Source organism: Pseudomonas sp. MSSRFD41, assembly GCF_014230245.1.
GTDB lineage: Bacteria > Pseudomonadota > Gammaproteobacteria > Pseudomonadales > Pseudomonadaceae > Aquipseudomonas > Aquipseudomonas piscis.
In genome coordinates this window covers 40,961-55,164 of record NZ_JACKZK010000023.1, presented here as the reverse complement: position 1 = coordinate 55,164, position 14,204 = coordinate 40,961, and the positions used below count along the sequence as shown (strand labels likewise).

Genomic DNA, 14,204 nt, shown 5'->3' with positions numbered 1-14,204 from the left:
CCGCAGCCCTGCGAGATGCTGCGAATCGTCGCTACCGCAAACTGCGTACAAATCAACATGAGCCGCCCGGTTTACGGTTCGCGATGTCTCCAGGATAGCCCGCCGACCACCATGGCGGCCGCTGCGCGCCCGGACGCAGTCTCGCAGGCTCGACAGCGGCTACGATCAGCGCTGGCCGGCGCGATGGTCGCGGCGTACCTGCTCAATGTAGCGCGCCACCGCCGGCGCCTGTTCGAAACGGCGATGGATCAGCGACAGCCAGGATGCAGCCGAACTTCCGACGATCGGTCGGTACAACACCTGGGGCAGGCCCAGGTGGCCCACCACCGATTCCGGCACCACCGCCACGCCCTGGCCCAGGGACACCAGGGCCATGACCGCCACCAGCCCTCCGGGCTGGGCGCCGAGCCTGGGGGCAAAACCGCCTTCGGCGGCCACCTGCAAGGTGCCGTTGATCTGTTCCGGCAGGATGAAGGTTTCATTGATCAGGTGTTCACAAGCGATCTGCGGCAGGCGGCACAGCCAGGACTGCGCCGGCAACGCCAGGACGAAACCCTCGGCCTCCAGGCGGATCGCCTCCACCCCTTCCGGCAAGGTCATGGGCGAACGGATATAGCCAATGTCCAGGCGACCGTCGGCAATCCGCGCCGGCAAGGTGGGCATGGGGCACTCGCGCACATTGAGGCTGACATCCGGGCAGTCGCGGACGAACTCCTGTACCTGCTTTTGCAGCACCCCCGAGTACACCGCCGAGGCCACGTAGCCCAATTCGATATGGCCGATCTCGCCGCGACCGGCGCGCTGGGCGTTGCGCTGGGCCAGCTCGAACTGGCGCACCGTGGCCTCGGCCTCCAGCAGCAAGGTGGCGCCGGCCTCGGTAAGGCTGACCTCGCGCTGCTGGCGCAGGAACAGCCGCGTACCCAGGGCTTGCTCCATGTCCTGGATCTGCCGGCTCAGGGTCGGTGGCGCGATGCCCAGCTGTTCGGCGGCCCGGGTGAAGTTGCGCTGGCGCGCCACCGCCAGGAAATAGCGAAAGTGTCGGATGTCCATGGATGTGTTAGCCAAAAGGTAATGAACTTGCCGCCAGAGGCTAACGAACTGCGCCAATGGCCGGGATAAGCTCCCAGGACCTCCACACTAGAGAGTCCATGCCATGCGCGTCAAACCCCTGCTTCTGGCCCTGATCACCTGCTGCAGCCTGCAAGGGGCGGTAGCGGCAGAAACCCAAGCCTCCGTTGCCCACAAGGCAATCCTTACCCTGGACCGAGCCCAGGTCCTGCTCAAGGCCGCCCAGGAAACCGCCCGGGCCAAGGGCTGGCCCTGTGCCGTGGTGATAGTCGACGACGGCGGCTGGCCGGTTCTGGGCGCACGCATGGATGGCGCGCCGGTGGTCGCCGGGATCGAACTGGCCCAGGGCAAGGCGCGCACCTCGGCGTTGTTTCGCCGCCCCTCGGGCGACCTGGAAAACGCCATCAACGGCGGGCGCCCGGCGGCCCTCAGTGCCGGCCTGCTGATGATGAAAGGCGCCCAGCCGATCGTGCTCGAGGGCCAGGTGGTGGGCGCCATCGGGGTCAGCGCCGACACCCCGGCCCACGATGATGAAATCGCCCTCGCCGCCCTGGCCGGCCTTGGCCGGCAGAGTGCGCCATGAGCACCTCCGGCAACCCGCGCCTGACCCTGCTGACCGCCTCCGGTGTCTGCTCGCTGATCATCCTGGACACCAACATCGTCGCCGTGGCGCTGCCCAGCATCGCCCGCGACCTGGGCGCCGACTTCGCCGATATCGAATGGGTGGTCAGCGCCTACATGCTGGCCTTCGCCGCCCTGCTGCTCCCGGCCGGCAGCCTGGCCGACCGCTTCGGCCGCAAGCGCACCCTGCTGTGCGGCCTGGGTTTGTTCATCCTCGCCTCCGTGGGCTGCGGCGCCGCGCCCACGGCCCTGTGGCTGGACCTGGCGCGGGCACTCAAGGGAATAGGCGCGGCGCTGCTGCTGACCTCGGCCCTGGCGACCATCGGCCATGTCTTCCACGACGAGACGGAACGCGCCAGGGCCTGGGCCTTCTGGGGCGGCTGCATGGGCTTGGCGATGACCACCGCGCCGACGATCGGCGGCCTGATCACCCAGTACCTGGGCTGGCGCTGGATCTTCTACTTCAACCTGCCGGTGGGCGCCCTGCTGCTCTGGTGCGTGCTGCGCCAGGTGCCGGAATCCCGCGATACCCGGGCGGCACGCCTGGACCCCTGGGGCAGCCTGGTGTTCAGCGCCAGCCTGCTGTGCCTGATCTGGGGACTGATCGAGGCCAACCGCATCGGCTGGGGCCATCCGGCTACGGTCCTGCGCCTGCTGGCCGGGTTGGCGCTGCTGGGCCTGTTCGTGCTGGTCGAGCGCCTGCAACAAAGGCCCATGGTGGACTTGCAGCTGTTGCGCCATCCACGCTTCATCGGCGCCTTGCTGGGCATGTTCGCCTACGCCGGCTGCGCCCAGGTGATGATGACCCTGCTGCCGTTCTACCTGCAGAACGGCCTGGGTTTCTCGGCGATCGCCTCGGGGCTGGGCATGCTGCCCTTCGCCCTGACCATGCTGGTCTGCCCGCGGATCGGCGCACGCCTGGCCGGGCGCTACCGGCCCGCCACACTGATGGCCGCCGGGCTGGCCCTGGTGGGCAGCGGCAACCTGCTCAGCGCCTGGACCGTGCAGGTCGGCGGCTACCCGGCCTTCGCCCTGGCGATCGCGGTGACCGGCGCCGGCGCCGGCCTGCTCAACGGCGACACGCAGAAGAACATCATGGCCTGCGTCCCCCGGGAACGTACCGGCATGGCCTCGGGGCTGAGCACCACCATGCGTTTCAGCGCCATCATGCTGGCCATCGGCGTGTTCGGCGCACTGTTGGGCAACCACACCCGACAACTGTTGCAAGACGACCTGCGACGGATCCCCGGGCCTTGGTTGGCCCAGGCCCCGGAGATCGCCTCGCGAGTGGTGGCCGGCGACCTGCAAGGCGCCCTGGCCGGGTTGCCCGAGAGTGCCCGGGTACTGGTCGAGCCCCTGGCCCTGCAGGCCTTCACCGGTGGCTTCGGCCTGGTCCTGGCGGTGGCTGGCGGCCTGGCCCTGCTGGGGGCGCTGGTGGTCGGACGGCTGATGCGCAACCCCTTGCCGCAGGCCCGGGGCCTGGCCCTGGAAAGCCGCTAGGCAGCGCCCTCCAGGTGCCTGGCCAGCACCTGGAGGGCGCTTGCAATTTCATAACATTGAGCCAATTGCCGGGGCTGAGAACCCACGGTTAAGGTGCGCCCTGCAATCGGCTTCACCGTCAGGAGACACCTTGGCCATGCACCGCGAATCACTTGCTCCTCCCCCGCCGGCCCCGATCAAGGTCGAGCTGCTGCCCCATGACCCGCAGTGGGCCGAACAGGCGCGGCAGATCGCCCAGGCCCTGCATGCCGTGCTGGGCGATAACCTGTTGCAGGTACACCATATCGGCTCCACCGCGATTCCCGGCATCGTCGCCAAGCCGGTGCTCGACCTGCTGCCCACAGTCCGCTCGCTGGCCGAGCTGGACGAACGCCAGGCGGCGCTGGAGGCGCTGGGGTACCTCTGGCGCGGCGAGCTGGGCCTGCCCGGACGGCGCTATTGCAGCCTGGATGAACCGGCCAGCGGTCGCCGCCTGGTGCAACTGCACTGCTATGCCCAGGGCTCGCCGGAGATCGAGCGCCACCTGGCGTTTCGCGATCACCTGCGCCGGCACCCGGATATCGCCCAGGCCTACCAGCGGGAAAAACTTCGCTGCCAGGCCCTGCACCCCGACGACTCCCATGCCTACGGCGATTGCAAGGACGCCTGGATCCAGCAGGTACAGGCCCAGGCCCTGATCGAACGCCAGCGCCGCCACTGACCCCATCCACGAGGTAGCTATGCAACATCCACGGGTCATAGTGCTGGGCGCCGGGATCGTCGGCGCCGCCATCGCCTACCACCTGGCCCGCCAGGGCGCCCAGGTGACCGTCCTGGAGCAGGCCACCCCTGGCTCGGGCGTCACGCGCCACTCCTTCGCCTGGATCAACCCCCACGGGGAATACCCCAGCCCCGTGAAGCCCCTGCGCGAACAGGCGCTGACCGAATACCGGCGCCTGGAGCAGGAGCTGCCGGGCCTGCGGATCAACTGGTCCGGCGCGCTGTGCTATTACCAGGCGAACGCCATGCAACCCACCGCAATGCCCTGCGGGTCGACGCGCCAGTGGCTGGATCGCCAGCGGATCGCCCAACTCGAGCCCAACCTGCGGGCCGTGCCGGAACGCGCGCAGTTCGCCCCCGGCGAAGGCAGCCTCGACCCAGTGGCCACCACCCTGTGCCTGCTCGAGGGCGCCCGCGCCCATGGCGCGCAAGTGCTGACCCAGGTCTCGGTGCTGGAGCTGCAAGTAGAAGACCAGCAAGGGATCGGCGTGGCCACCGCCACCGGGGTCTATCAGGCCGACCATCTGGTACTGGCCACCGGCTGCGGCACCCCGGCCCTGCTGGAGTCGTTGGGCATCGAACTGCCCATGCACGCTTCGCCATCGATCCTGCTACGCCTGGACGCCCCCCGGGGGCTGGTCAAGACCCTGATTTCCAACGACCAGCTGGAAGTGCGCGAAGCCCCTGACGGCAGCCTGCTGGCAGCCGAGGACCCTCTCGATGACGCAACGCCCGAGGCCATCGCCCGCCAGGCACTGGCCAGCATCCGCCAGGCCCTGCGTGGTGCCGAGGCGGTGACCTTGCGCAGCGTCGAAGTAGGCCAGCGGCCGATGCCCGATGACCAGGTGCCGATCATCGGCCCGCTCGCCCAGTACCCCGGGTTGTACCTGGCGGTGATGCACGCCGGGGTGACCCTGGCACCGATCGTCGGGCGCCTGGTCAGCCAGGAGCTTTCGGGGCACGGCTGCGCGGAACTCGCGCCCTGCCGCCCCAGCCGATTCGGCCTCTGAGCCGGGCCACGAACGGCGCCGGAGCGCAGGTCAGAAGCTGGCCTTGGCACTCAGGCGCAAGCTGCGCGGCTCGCCCCACAAACCCTGGCTGTAGAAGCCCAGCTGCTCGTAGTAACGCTTGTCGAACAGGTTATCCAGGTTGGCGCTGACCGACAGGTTGTCGTTGACCTGGTAGCGCGCCATCAGGCTGGTCAAGGCGTAGGCGCCCTGGCCCACATCGGTCAAGCCCCGCGGGCTGGACACCCGGTTGCGCGAGGTGCGGCTGTTCCAGGTGGTGCCGCCGCCCAGGGTCAGACGCTCCAGGGGGCCCCAGAGGCGATAGGTGGTGAACAGCTTGAACTGGGTCCTGGGGAACTCGGTGTTGATCGCCCGGCCATCGCTATTGCGGGCGATGAAGTGGGTATAGCTGGCGGACAGGTTCCAGGCATCGCTCAGTTGGCCGCTCAGGTCCAGGTCGAAACCATCGACCCGCGCCCCGGTGCCGGCCTTGTAGGCCTGCTCGTTGGGCCGCCCTTGCACGTTCACCCCGGGGATGGCCTCGGCCAGCCCTTCCTGCTGGGTACGGTAGACCGCCAGCGCGGCATTGAGCCGTCCCTCCAGGTAGGCCGCCTTGAGCCCCACCTCGTAGCTGTCGCCCGTCACCGGATCGAGGATGCTGCCGTTGGCGCCACGGGCGTTCTGCTGGTTGAAGATGCTGGTGTAGCTGGCGTAGGCGCTGTAGGTCGAATCGATGTCGTAGATCAACCCGGCATAGGGCGTGACTTCATTCTTGTAGCGGTACTGGCGCTGGGCGCCGTAGTAATCCTGGTCGATCCGCCAGTCACTGATCCGCGCCCCGAGGATCAAGTGCAATGGATCGGCCAGGGACAGCCGGGTCACCAGGTAGCCACCGGTCTGCCGGGTATGGGTGGCGTCGCCCGAGGACCGGGTGCGTGACCACACCGGCTCGGGAATGCGCCCGTTGCGCCAGTCGGTGAAGCTGCCGATTGCCGGGGTTTTGCCAGCGGGCTGGAACTGGTCGATGTTCAGGTCGTCGTCGATGCTCATCCAGCCCAGGCCCAGTTCATGCTGGCGTCCCAGTAACTGGAACGGGCCGCTGGCCGTCAGGTGCCAGGTATCGCGGCTGCGCTCGCCATCGTAATTGAGGAAATTGACCTTCATGCCCAGGCCGGTGGCACGGTCCGGAAAACCACCGCGAAACAGCGAGTGCATGTCATAGCCACCCTCGTAGCGGCTGTAGGCCGTACGCAGCTTCCAGTCGTTGGCCAGGGTGTGCTCCAGGTCGACGAAGGCCGTGGTGGACTCACTGCCGGTACGGCTCCAGCGGGTGTTGTTGGCGGTCGAACGGCCGAAGTCGGTGCGCGAACCATCGCTGTAGAACAACGGAAAACCACTGCCCATGCCCCGCACCCGGCTGCGCTGGTACTCCAGGCTGGTGGTCAACCGCGTACTGGGGGTCAGCTCGGCGCTGACCACCCCGTAGAGCGTGCGTGAGTCGTTTTCCAGAAAGCGGGTGTAGCTGTCTTTTTCCGAATAGGCCGCCACCAGCCGCGCCGCCACCCTCCCATCCGCCGCCAAGGGCAGCGACAGGTCGAAGTCGCCACGTCGCTCGCCCCAGCGCCCGGCGCCGGCCGAGCCGCTGATGGCGAAATCCGCCAACGGCTTCTTGCGCACGAAATTCACCGCCGCCGAGGGATTGCCGGCGCCGGTCAGCAGCCCCGTGGCACCGCGCACGATTTCCACCCGGTCATAGATGGCCGAGTCCATGTCGGTGGCGCCAAAGTTCCACAGATTGTTGATGGGCGATGCCAGGCCGTCGAACTGGAAGTTGTCGATGGCGAAGCCCCGGGCGGAAAACGCCAGGCGATTGCTGTCGCTGCGGGTATAGGAAATCCCCGGGGCGCTGGCCAGGATCTCGGCCGTGGTGGCCAGGCCCTGGTCCTCGATGCGCTGGCGGGTGACGACGCTGACCGATTGCGGGGTTTCGCGGATCGACAGCGGCAGGCCGATGGCCGTGGACATGGCGCCAGTGGTGTAGCTGCCAGAGCCTTCGGTGGTCTCGCCCAGCTCCTGCCGGCCCTGCACTTTCAGGGTGGGGAGCACCAATGAAGCGTTCGACCTGGAACGGCGGTCAGGTTCTTCGGCCGAAGCCGAGAGGGACACCAGCAAGCCACCGAACACGGCGGCGGGTAGGCAGTGGGCACGACGCGGGAAAGCGCGGGAGTCTGGGCAATACATGGGAATGGTTATCCGATGAACACTATTGTCGGATGCGCATTATTCACATCTGTATCCTGCCCAGGTTTTGCCGGATGCCGAGGATGTTATGGGGGCTGCCGGTTCCGACGCGGATAAGCGCCGCCAAGCCGTCACTGGCGTTCAACCGCAGCTGCCGGGGGCCACGCCGAAGCGCTGGCGAAAGGCCGTGGCGAAATTGCTGGCGTGGCGATAACCCACGAAATGCGCCGCCTGCTGCACCGACCAGCCTTGTTGCAACCGCCCATGGGCGACCTGCAGGCGCCGTTCGCGCAGGTAGCCGAAGACCGTCTGCCCATAGGCCGCTCGGAACTTGCTGCGCAGCGAGCTGCTGCTCATGCACGCCAGCTGTGCCAACTCAGTGAGCGAGTGTTCCTCGCCGGGAGCCTGGTGCAGGCGCTCGCGAACCCGCTCCAGCAGTCGGCGGTCCCGGGAACCGAGGTGGCCGGCCTGCTCGCGGGCAGACTCCAGGCCAGCCAGGGCATGGGCCAGCAATTGCAGGGCCACGCCCTGGCACAGCAGGTTTTGCAGGCTGCCTTGCCAGCGCCCGCCGAGCAGGTCATCGATAGCCAGGCGCACGTTCATCGGCAGCGACATGCCGTTCATTTGCGAGCCACGGCGGCGCAAGGCGTCGTGCAGCAACTGCGCCAGTCGTTCATCGGACAGTTGTTCCGGAGTCTGGAGCGCAAGGTTCAGGCCTCGCAACCGCGCTCCGGCCAAGTGCAAGGCCGACATGGGCCGGCCATCGGCGCACAAGCTCGTGACGCAATGACCGGGCAGCAGCGACTGGTCCCGGGTGAAGCTCAGTGCCGCGCTTCCTTCGAGCAGCAGCGCCAGGCCCAGGCATGGCATGCGCAGCGAATCGGCCCGGTAGTTGTGGAACGGCAGCACGTCGGAGCTCACCAGGACCAGGCCGCCGGGCAGGCGATGCTCGGCGATGAGTCCCTGCATCAGGCAGGTAGCGTCATCCTCGTTCCCTGCGCCAGGCAGGCTATAGCGCACGGCATGACGTTCGCCAAGCTGGCGGAAGTCGCGCAGGTAGTAGCGTTGGTCCAATCGGGGTATCGGATGCAAGGCCGGTGCTCGCAGAGAGAAAGTCGGGCGGCGATATTAGCATTAATTCTCATTCGCACATTCTCATGGAATCATCCGCCCTCGCCCGCTGTCCCCTGTTGATCGCGACGATTTCCCATCCCACGGCAGGAGACCCCCCATGGCGAACATCAGCATTGCCCGACAACTGGCCCAGACCCTCGAACAGGCCGGGGTCAAGCGTATCTGGGGGCTGACCGGCGACAGCCTCAACGGCCTCACCGACGCCCTGCAGAGCATGCAAAGCATCCAATGGATGCACGTGCGCCATGAGGAAGTGGCGGCCTTCGCCGCTGGCGCCGAAGCTGCTGTCACCGGCCAATTGGCGGTGTGCGCCGGCAGTTGTGGCCCGGGCAACCTGCACTTGATCAATGGACTGTTCGACTGCCACCGCAGCCGGGTGCCGGTGCTGGCCATCGCCGCGCAGATCCCATCCTCGGAGATCGGCCTGGATTATTTCCAGGAAACCCACCCCCAGGAACTGTTCAAGGAATGCAGCCACTTCGTCGAGCTGGTGAGCCACCCGGCGCAGATGCCCGAGGTGCTGCACCGGGCCATGCGCAGTGCGATCCTCGAGCGCGGCGTGGCCGTGGTGGTGATCCCCGGGGACGTGGCCTTGCAGCAAGTGCCGACGACCAGCAAGCCATGGCCACCGTTACACGCCCCACGCACCCTGCCGGCGCCCCATGACCTGGACCGCCTGGTGGAACTGCTCAGCCACAGCCAGGCCGTGACGCTCCTGTGCGGCAGCGGTTGTGCCGGGGCCCATGACCAGGTCGTGGCCCTGGCCGATGCCTTGGGCGCGCCGGTGGTGCACGCCCTGCGCGGCAAGGAACATGTGGAATGGGACAATCCCTTCGATGTCGGCATGACCGGCTTGATCGGCTTCAGTTCCGGTTATCACGCCATGCTCAACTGCGACACCCTGGTACTGCTGGGCACCGATTTCCCCTATCGCCAGTTCTATCCGACGGATGCTTGCGTGATCCAGATCGACCGCGATCCACAGGCATTGGGCCGGCGGGTACCCCTGGACCTGGGCGTGGTCGGCGACGTCAGCGAGACCCTCGCCGCCTTGCTGCCACGCTTGCCCTACCAGGGCGACCGGCGTTTCCTGGACACCTCCCTGGAGCACTACGCCAAGGCCCGCCAGGGCCTGGACGACCTGGCCCAACCTGCGGCACAGGGACGGCCGGTGCACCCGCAGTACCTCACCCGGATGGTCAGCGAACTGGCGGACGCCGATGCGATCTTCACCGCCGATGTCGGCACACCCACGGTATGGGCCGCGCGCTACCTGAAGATGAACGGCCAGCGGCGCCTGCTGGGCTCGTTCAACCACGGCTCCATGGCCAACGCCATGCCCCAGGCCATCGGCGCCCAGGCCGCCTGCCCCGCACGCCAAGTCATTGCCCTGGCCGGCGACGGCGGCTTCAGCATGCTCATGGGGGACTTCATTTCCCTGGTCCAGCTCAAGCTGCCGGTGAAGATCATCGTCTACGACAACGCGGCCCTGGGCTTCGTCGCCATGGAGATGAAGTCCGCCGGCTACCTGGACACCGGCACCGACCTGCACAACCCGGACTTCGCCGCCATGGCCAACGCCATGGGCATCCTCGGCCTGCGGGTCGAGGACTCCGAAAGCCTGGAAGGCGCCCTGCGCACCGCCCTGGACCATGACGGCCCGGTGCTGGTGGACGTGGTCACCGCGACCCAGGAACTGGTCATCCCACCGGCGATCAAGCTGGAGCAGGCCAAGGGCATGAGCCTGTACATGCTCAAGGCGGTGATGAGTGGTCGCGGCGACGAGGTGGTGGAGCTGGCACGGACCAACTGGCCCAAGGGCAACTGGCTCAGCCGCAAGCTGGGCCTGGACGGCTCTGGTCGCTAGCAGGCGGCACCGAAAGCCAGGTCTCCCAGCTCGGCTTCGCTCACCGGTAATGCCGGCGGCACCAGCGGTTGCAGGATGAACAACTGCAACGCAGTCCAGCCGCTGGCGTCCGCCTTGTGGGCCTGGCGCCATATCGCCGCTTCCAGCAACAACACCGCCTGGTAGGTTCGCGCCATGCCCCAGGCCAGGCGCCGGCCATCCCTTTCTTCGGCTGCGCCGGCCAATTGCCGCAGTGCTTGGCAGGCCTGGCGAATCGGCCCTGCGACAGGCGCCGCAGCAGCACCGGCCGATCCCAGGCGCCGCTCGATATCGTCCAGAAAGACCGCGCCAAGATCAGTACCGTGCAAGGCCCGCAGCACATCGTGGGCCAACACCGACGTGGTGCCTTCCCAGATGCAGTGAACGTGCACATTGCGCAGCACTCGGGCAATCCCCGTGTCTTCCAGGTAACCAGCCCCTCCGAAGCTCTCGACCAGCTCGCTAGCGGCCCAGATACTCTGCCTTGCACAGGCAAGCTTGCTCAATGGCGCCAGCAGGCGAGCCAGGCCGGATGAATCCTGGCCCTGTTCATGCCGGCCGAGGGCCAGCGCAGTTTCAAAATTCAGCGCGAGCATCGCTTCGTACTCGGCGCCGATCCGTGCGAGCCACTGGCGATGCAACGGCTGGTCCCGCAACCACTGGCCAAATACCCGACGCTTGCCCGCGTAGTCGCGAGCCATCATCAATAGATGCCCAACCCCCGCTGGGCCGCCCCAGGAAGCCCACAACCGCGCAACGTTGAGCAGGTCGGCGATCTTGCCCACGCCCCGGTCGAGTCCGCCCACCGGCCGGGCGATCGTGCCTTGCAGATCCACCTCGGCGGTCGCCAGGGCGCGGGTGCCGAGCTTGTCCTTCAGGCGCCGGACACGAATGTGGTTCCACTGGCCATCAGGCTGGCGCAACTCCAGCAGAAATAGCGCCAGGGTCTTGCTGCCGGGCGCTTCGCCTTCCGGCCGGGCCAATGCCAGCGCCACCTGCGAGGTCGCGGCCGAAGTGAACCATTTGGTGCCACTCAATGCCCAGGTGCCGTCGCCGAGGGGGCGCGCTAGGGTGGAAGCCTGGCCGATGTCGGAACCGCCCTCCTTCTCGGTCATCCACTGGCCGCAAGTCCATCCCTGGTCACGGGCCAACAGATGCGGCAGGTAGCGTGCGGCGAGATCGGCATCGTGCAGCGACAACAACCGTACCGCGCCATCGGTCATCACCAGCGGGCACGCCGCCACCGCCCCGGCGCCTTCGTAGAGGTTGACCAGGCCGGCCTGGACCACTCGCGAGAATTGCGCGTAGGGCGCCTCATAGGGCAACGCGACCAGCCCCTCTTCGAAGGTTCATGGGCAGCCGTGTGGATTCGTGGCGACCTAAAGACTTCGTAAAGACTGCCGCCTCCGGGCTGCCAGCCGGCCGTGAATACGCTTGAATGGAAGCTGAGCCGGGCCGCTGGCGCCCGCCTGTCCTGGAGAAGCCCATGGGTAACTTGGCCATGCACCTGCAGGAGGAGGACATCCTCCTTGCCGTCAATCCGTCGAACAAGCACCGGTTGTTCCAGCAGATCGGCCAGCATATGCAACATACCTGGCAGTTGCCGGGCGACTGGGTGGCCGCGAGCCTGGCCCGTCGCGAGGAGGCCGGCAGTACCGCCATCGGCGCGGGCGTAGCCCTGCCCCATGCGCGGCTGGAGGCACTGGACGCGATCCATGTCCTGTATCTGCGCCCCCAGGCGCCCATGGCCTTCGCCGCCCCCGACCAGCAGCCGGTGCGCGACATCCTGGTGCTGCTGGTGCCGGCTCCCGCCGAGCAGTCGCACCTGGACCTCTTGGCCGAAACTGCCCGGCTGTTCGCCGACCAGCGTTTTCGGCAAGCCCTGCACGGCTGCAACGATGCTCATCAGGTCAAGTGCCTGTTCGACCGCTGGTAACCGCCCGGCCTCGGCCCGGCTCCTGCAAGCGCTCCATGAAGATGCATGGCGCTGGCCGAACGGCCCGGCGCGGCGATGAAAGCGCCTCCATGGCGCCGGAACAGGTGGTGACGCAGTTCCAGGACGGCCCTTTGCCCGGACACCAGGCAGGCCACCGAGGTGGCAGAACCCGAGCCGCTTTCCAAGCGCCGCCTATTCAAGCAACTGACTGGCGCCGGAACGGAACACGAAATCCAGGTGGGCGGCTGCTATCCGCCCTGGCTGCTGGTGCGCAGCCGGCGCATCTGAGGGATGCGCCGGCCGGCAGTCCCCAGGGTCACTTGGCCCTGGCGCGCACGAAGCGCAGGTTGCGCGCCAGGCTGCTGGTCAGCACCTGGCCATCCTGCTCGAAGCGGATCACCCCCAGGTCGCCGGCACGGAAACGCTCCAGCGCCAACGGCTGCATTGGGTAGCTCTGCTCGCCGGTGCGGATGTACAGCCTGCCCTGGCGCAGGAACACCTCGAGCTGCCCGGGCGTGGTCCTTAGCTGGTAGCGGCCCACATAGCGCTGCAGGTCCGCAGGTTTCCACGCCGCAGCCAGGGTATAGGTCGAGGCCGGGTTGGTGGAGACGATGCGCGCGCCTCTGGTCGCGGCCAGGTAGATCGGCGAGCCGTCGTTATCGGCGGCCAGCAGGTGATCGCTCAACCTGGACAACGCCAGGGACTGCGAGAAGGTGTCCAGCTTGAAGCCGTTGCCGGTGCGTTGCAGCTGGAACTGATGCCCCGAGTCGTCGAGGTAGGTACCGGCCACCAGGGTGTTCAACGGAGCCGGTGGAACGGCCCTGATGCTGGGTACCGGTGGCGGGATATCGTGACCCGGGGACGGATTGGGCGAGCCCAGCACCGCGTCCATCAGCGCATAGCCACGCGCCGAAGCATCCGGGACCGGCGAATTGCACAGCACCACGGTGGCCAGCTCCATCTTCGGGTACCAGGCGACATGGGTGTTATAGCCGGCCCAGCCACCGCTGTGGGAGACCTCATCGAACCCGCGATAACGCGTGATGCCGACACCCATGCCGTAGTAGCCGGGATCGCCGTCGGCCAACGGCTCGGTCTGGCGCATTTTGCCCACCAGCGCCTGGCCTCCTACCTGCCCGGTGGACAAGTTGCGCATCCAGCGCATCACATCCACCACGGTGCTATGCACCTGGCCATCGCCGGTCTGCTCCCAGCGCACATCCGCGAACTGGTAGGCCTTGGTCTTGGGGTCCTGCTCGTAGCTCTCGGCCAGGTTCGGCAATTGCAGCGGGTACTGGTCGACGATGCTCGTGCGGGTCATGCCCAGAGGCTTGAAGATATGGGCCTGGGAGAAGTTCTTCAGCGGCATGCCCGAAGCCCGCTCGACGATACTGGACAGCAGCATGTAGCCGCTGTTGCTGTAGCTGAACTCGACCCCGGACGGGAACATCGCGGTGTTCTGCTTGAACAGCATCTGCAGCGCCTGCTGCTGGGTGAAGCGCTGGGAGTAGCCGATGCCGGCCAGTTCGGCCAGGAACATGTAGTCCTGCAGGCCCGAGGTGTGGTGCAGCAGGTGGCGGATCTTGATGTCCTGGGCGTACACCGGCAACTCGGGGAAGAAGCGCCGGACCGAATCGTCCAGGCTCAGGCGCCCCTGGGCCTCGAGCTGGAGTATGGCGAAGGCGGTGAACTGCTTGGACACCGAGGCCAGGTTGAAGAGAGTATCGGTCCTGATCGGCGCACCGGTCTGCAGGTTGGCGATGCCGTAACCGGCACTCCAGATAACCTTGCCATCACGCATGACCCCGGCAGCGCAGCCGGGCTGGTCCGGCTTCAAATCGCGGAACACCTGGTCAAACGCCGGGGTCGCCGCGGCATTGGCCAGCGTCGTGCTCCCCAGGGAGAGCAACAAGGTTGCAAGCATTGAACGCATGGATGTCTTCCTCTTCTCACGTGGCGGTCCTTCATGCTCCTTCGGAGCCTGGCCAGTATCCCCAGGGCATCCGTTGCAATCTGTCGCAACTCAGTGATTTTCTGTGAAGAAGAGTGCATC

Annotated in this window: 12 protein-coding genes; 7 read left to right on the top strand and 5 right to left on the bottom strand. The window is 67.0% G+C overall.

The features are described from left to right. Positions 1 to 165 precede the first annotated feature (165 nt). Positions 166 to 1,050 carry a LysR family transcriptional regulator gene (locus H7A76_RS26050; protein ID WP_185701166.1) on the bottom strand — a complete coding sequence of 295 codons (885 nt, stop codon included), beginning with the start codon at positions 1,048 to 1,050 and terminating at the stop codon, positions 166 to 168. A gap of 103 nt (positions 1,051 to 1,153) precedes the next feature. Here H7A76_RS26050 and H7A76_RS26045 point away from each other — a divergent pair, with 103 nt between their 5' ends. The 4 genes from H7A76_RS26045 (at position 1,154) to H7A76_RS26030 (ending at position 4,958) form a co-directional block, all read left to right on the top strand. Then, a complete protein-coding gene (locus H7A76_RS26045; protein WP_185701165.1) occupies positions 1,154 to 1,651 on the top strand; it encodes a heme-binding protein in 498 nt (165 codons plus the stop codon). After that, a complete protein-coding gene (locus H7A76_RS26040) occupies positions 1,648 to 3,189 on the top strand; it encodes an MFS transporter (RefSeq protein WP_185701164.1) in 1,542 nt (513 codons plus the stop codon). Before H7A76_RS26045 ends, H7A76_RS26040 begins: the two co-directional genes overlap by 4 nt. Before the next feature lie 136 nt (positions 3,190 to 3,325). After that, positions 3,326 to 3,889: a GrpB family protein gene (locus H7A76_RS26035; RefSeq protein WP_185701163.1), complete on the top strand. Its 564-nt coding sequence runs from the start codon at positions 3,326 to 3,328 to the stop codon at positions 3,887 to 3,889. A gap of 19 nt (positions 3,890 to 3,908) precedes the next feature. Next, positions 3,909 to 4,958 carry an NAD(P)/FAD-dependent oxidoreductase gene (locus tag H7A76_RS26030; RefSeq protein ID WP_185701162.1) on the top strand — a complete coding sequence of 350 codons (1,050 nt, stop codon included), beginning with the start codon at positions 3,909 to 3,911 and terminating at the stop codon, positions 4,956 to 4,958. A gap of 30 nt (positions 4,959 to 4,988) precedes the next feature. Here H7A76_RS26030 and H7A76_RS26025 read toward each other — a convergent pair whose 3' ends face one another. Both H7A76_RS26025 and H7A76_RS26020 read right to left on the bottom strand, forming a co-directional pair. Further along, positions 4,989 to 7,196: a TonB-dependent siderophore receptor gene (locus tag H7A76_RS26025; protein WP_185701161.1), complete on the bottom strand. Its 2,208-nt coding sequence runs from the start codon at positions 7,194 to 7,196 to the stop codon at positions 4,989 to 4,991. Between the two features lie 141 nt (positions 7,197 to 7,337). Then, positions 7,338 to 8,270, bottom strand: a complete 933-nt coding sequence (locus H7A76_RS26020) for a helix-turn-helix transcriptional regulator (RefSeq protein WP_185701160.1) — start codon at positions 8,268 to 8,270, stop codon at positions 7,338 to 7,340. Positions 8,271 to 8,427: 157 nt separating this feature from the next. Here H7A76_RS26020 and poxB point away from each other — a divergent pair, with 157 nt between their 5' ends. Next, complete coding sequence (poxB, locus tag H7A76_RS26015) at positions 8,428 to 10,197, top strand: ubiquinone-dependent pyruvate dehydrogenase (RefSeq protein WP_185701159.1); 1,770 nt, start codon at positions 8,428 to 8,430, stop codon at positions 10,195 to 10,197. On the opposite strand, the gene H7A76_RS26010 is transcribed toward poxB, so the two are convergent. Beyond that, on the bottom strand, positions 10,194 to 11,540 hold the full coding sequence (locus H7A76_RS26010) for an acyl-CoA dehydrogenase family protein (RefSeq protein WP_185701158.1): 1,347 nt from the start codon (positions 11,538 to 11,540) through the stop codon (positions 10,194 to 10,196). The genes poxB and H7A76_RS26010 overlap by 4 nt on opposite strands. Positions 11,541 to 11,701: 161 nt before the next feature. On the opposite strand from H7A76_RS26010, the gene H7A76_RS26005 reads away from it, so the two are divergent. Both H7A76_RS26005 and H7A76_RS32475 read left to right on the top strand, forming a co-directional pair. Further along, positions 11,702 to 12,151, top strand: a complete 450-nt coding sequence (locus H7A76_RS26005) for a PTS sugar transporter subunit IIA (RefSeq protein WP_185701157.1) — start codon at positions 11,702 to 11,704, stop codon at positions 12,149 to 12,151. 159 nt (positions 12,152 to 12,310) lie between these two features. Further along, on the top strand, positions 12,311 to 12,439 hold the full coding sequence (locus H7A76_RS32475) for a hypothetical protein (RefSeq protein ID WP_260498081.1): 129 nt from the start codon (positions 12,311 to 12,313) through the stop codon (positions 12,437 to 12,439). 28 nt (positions 12,440 to 12,467) lie between these two features. Here the strand turns inward: H7A76_RS32475 and H7A76_RS26000 are convergent, their stop codons facing one another. Then, positions 12,468 to 14,084, bottom strand: coding sequence for a serine hydrolase (locus H7A76_RS26000; RefSeq protein ID WP_185701156.1), 1,617 nt, complete (start codon positions 14,082 to 14,084; stop codon positions 12,468 to 12,470). Positions 14,085 to 14,204 lie beyond the last annotated feature (120 nt).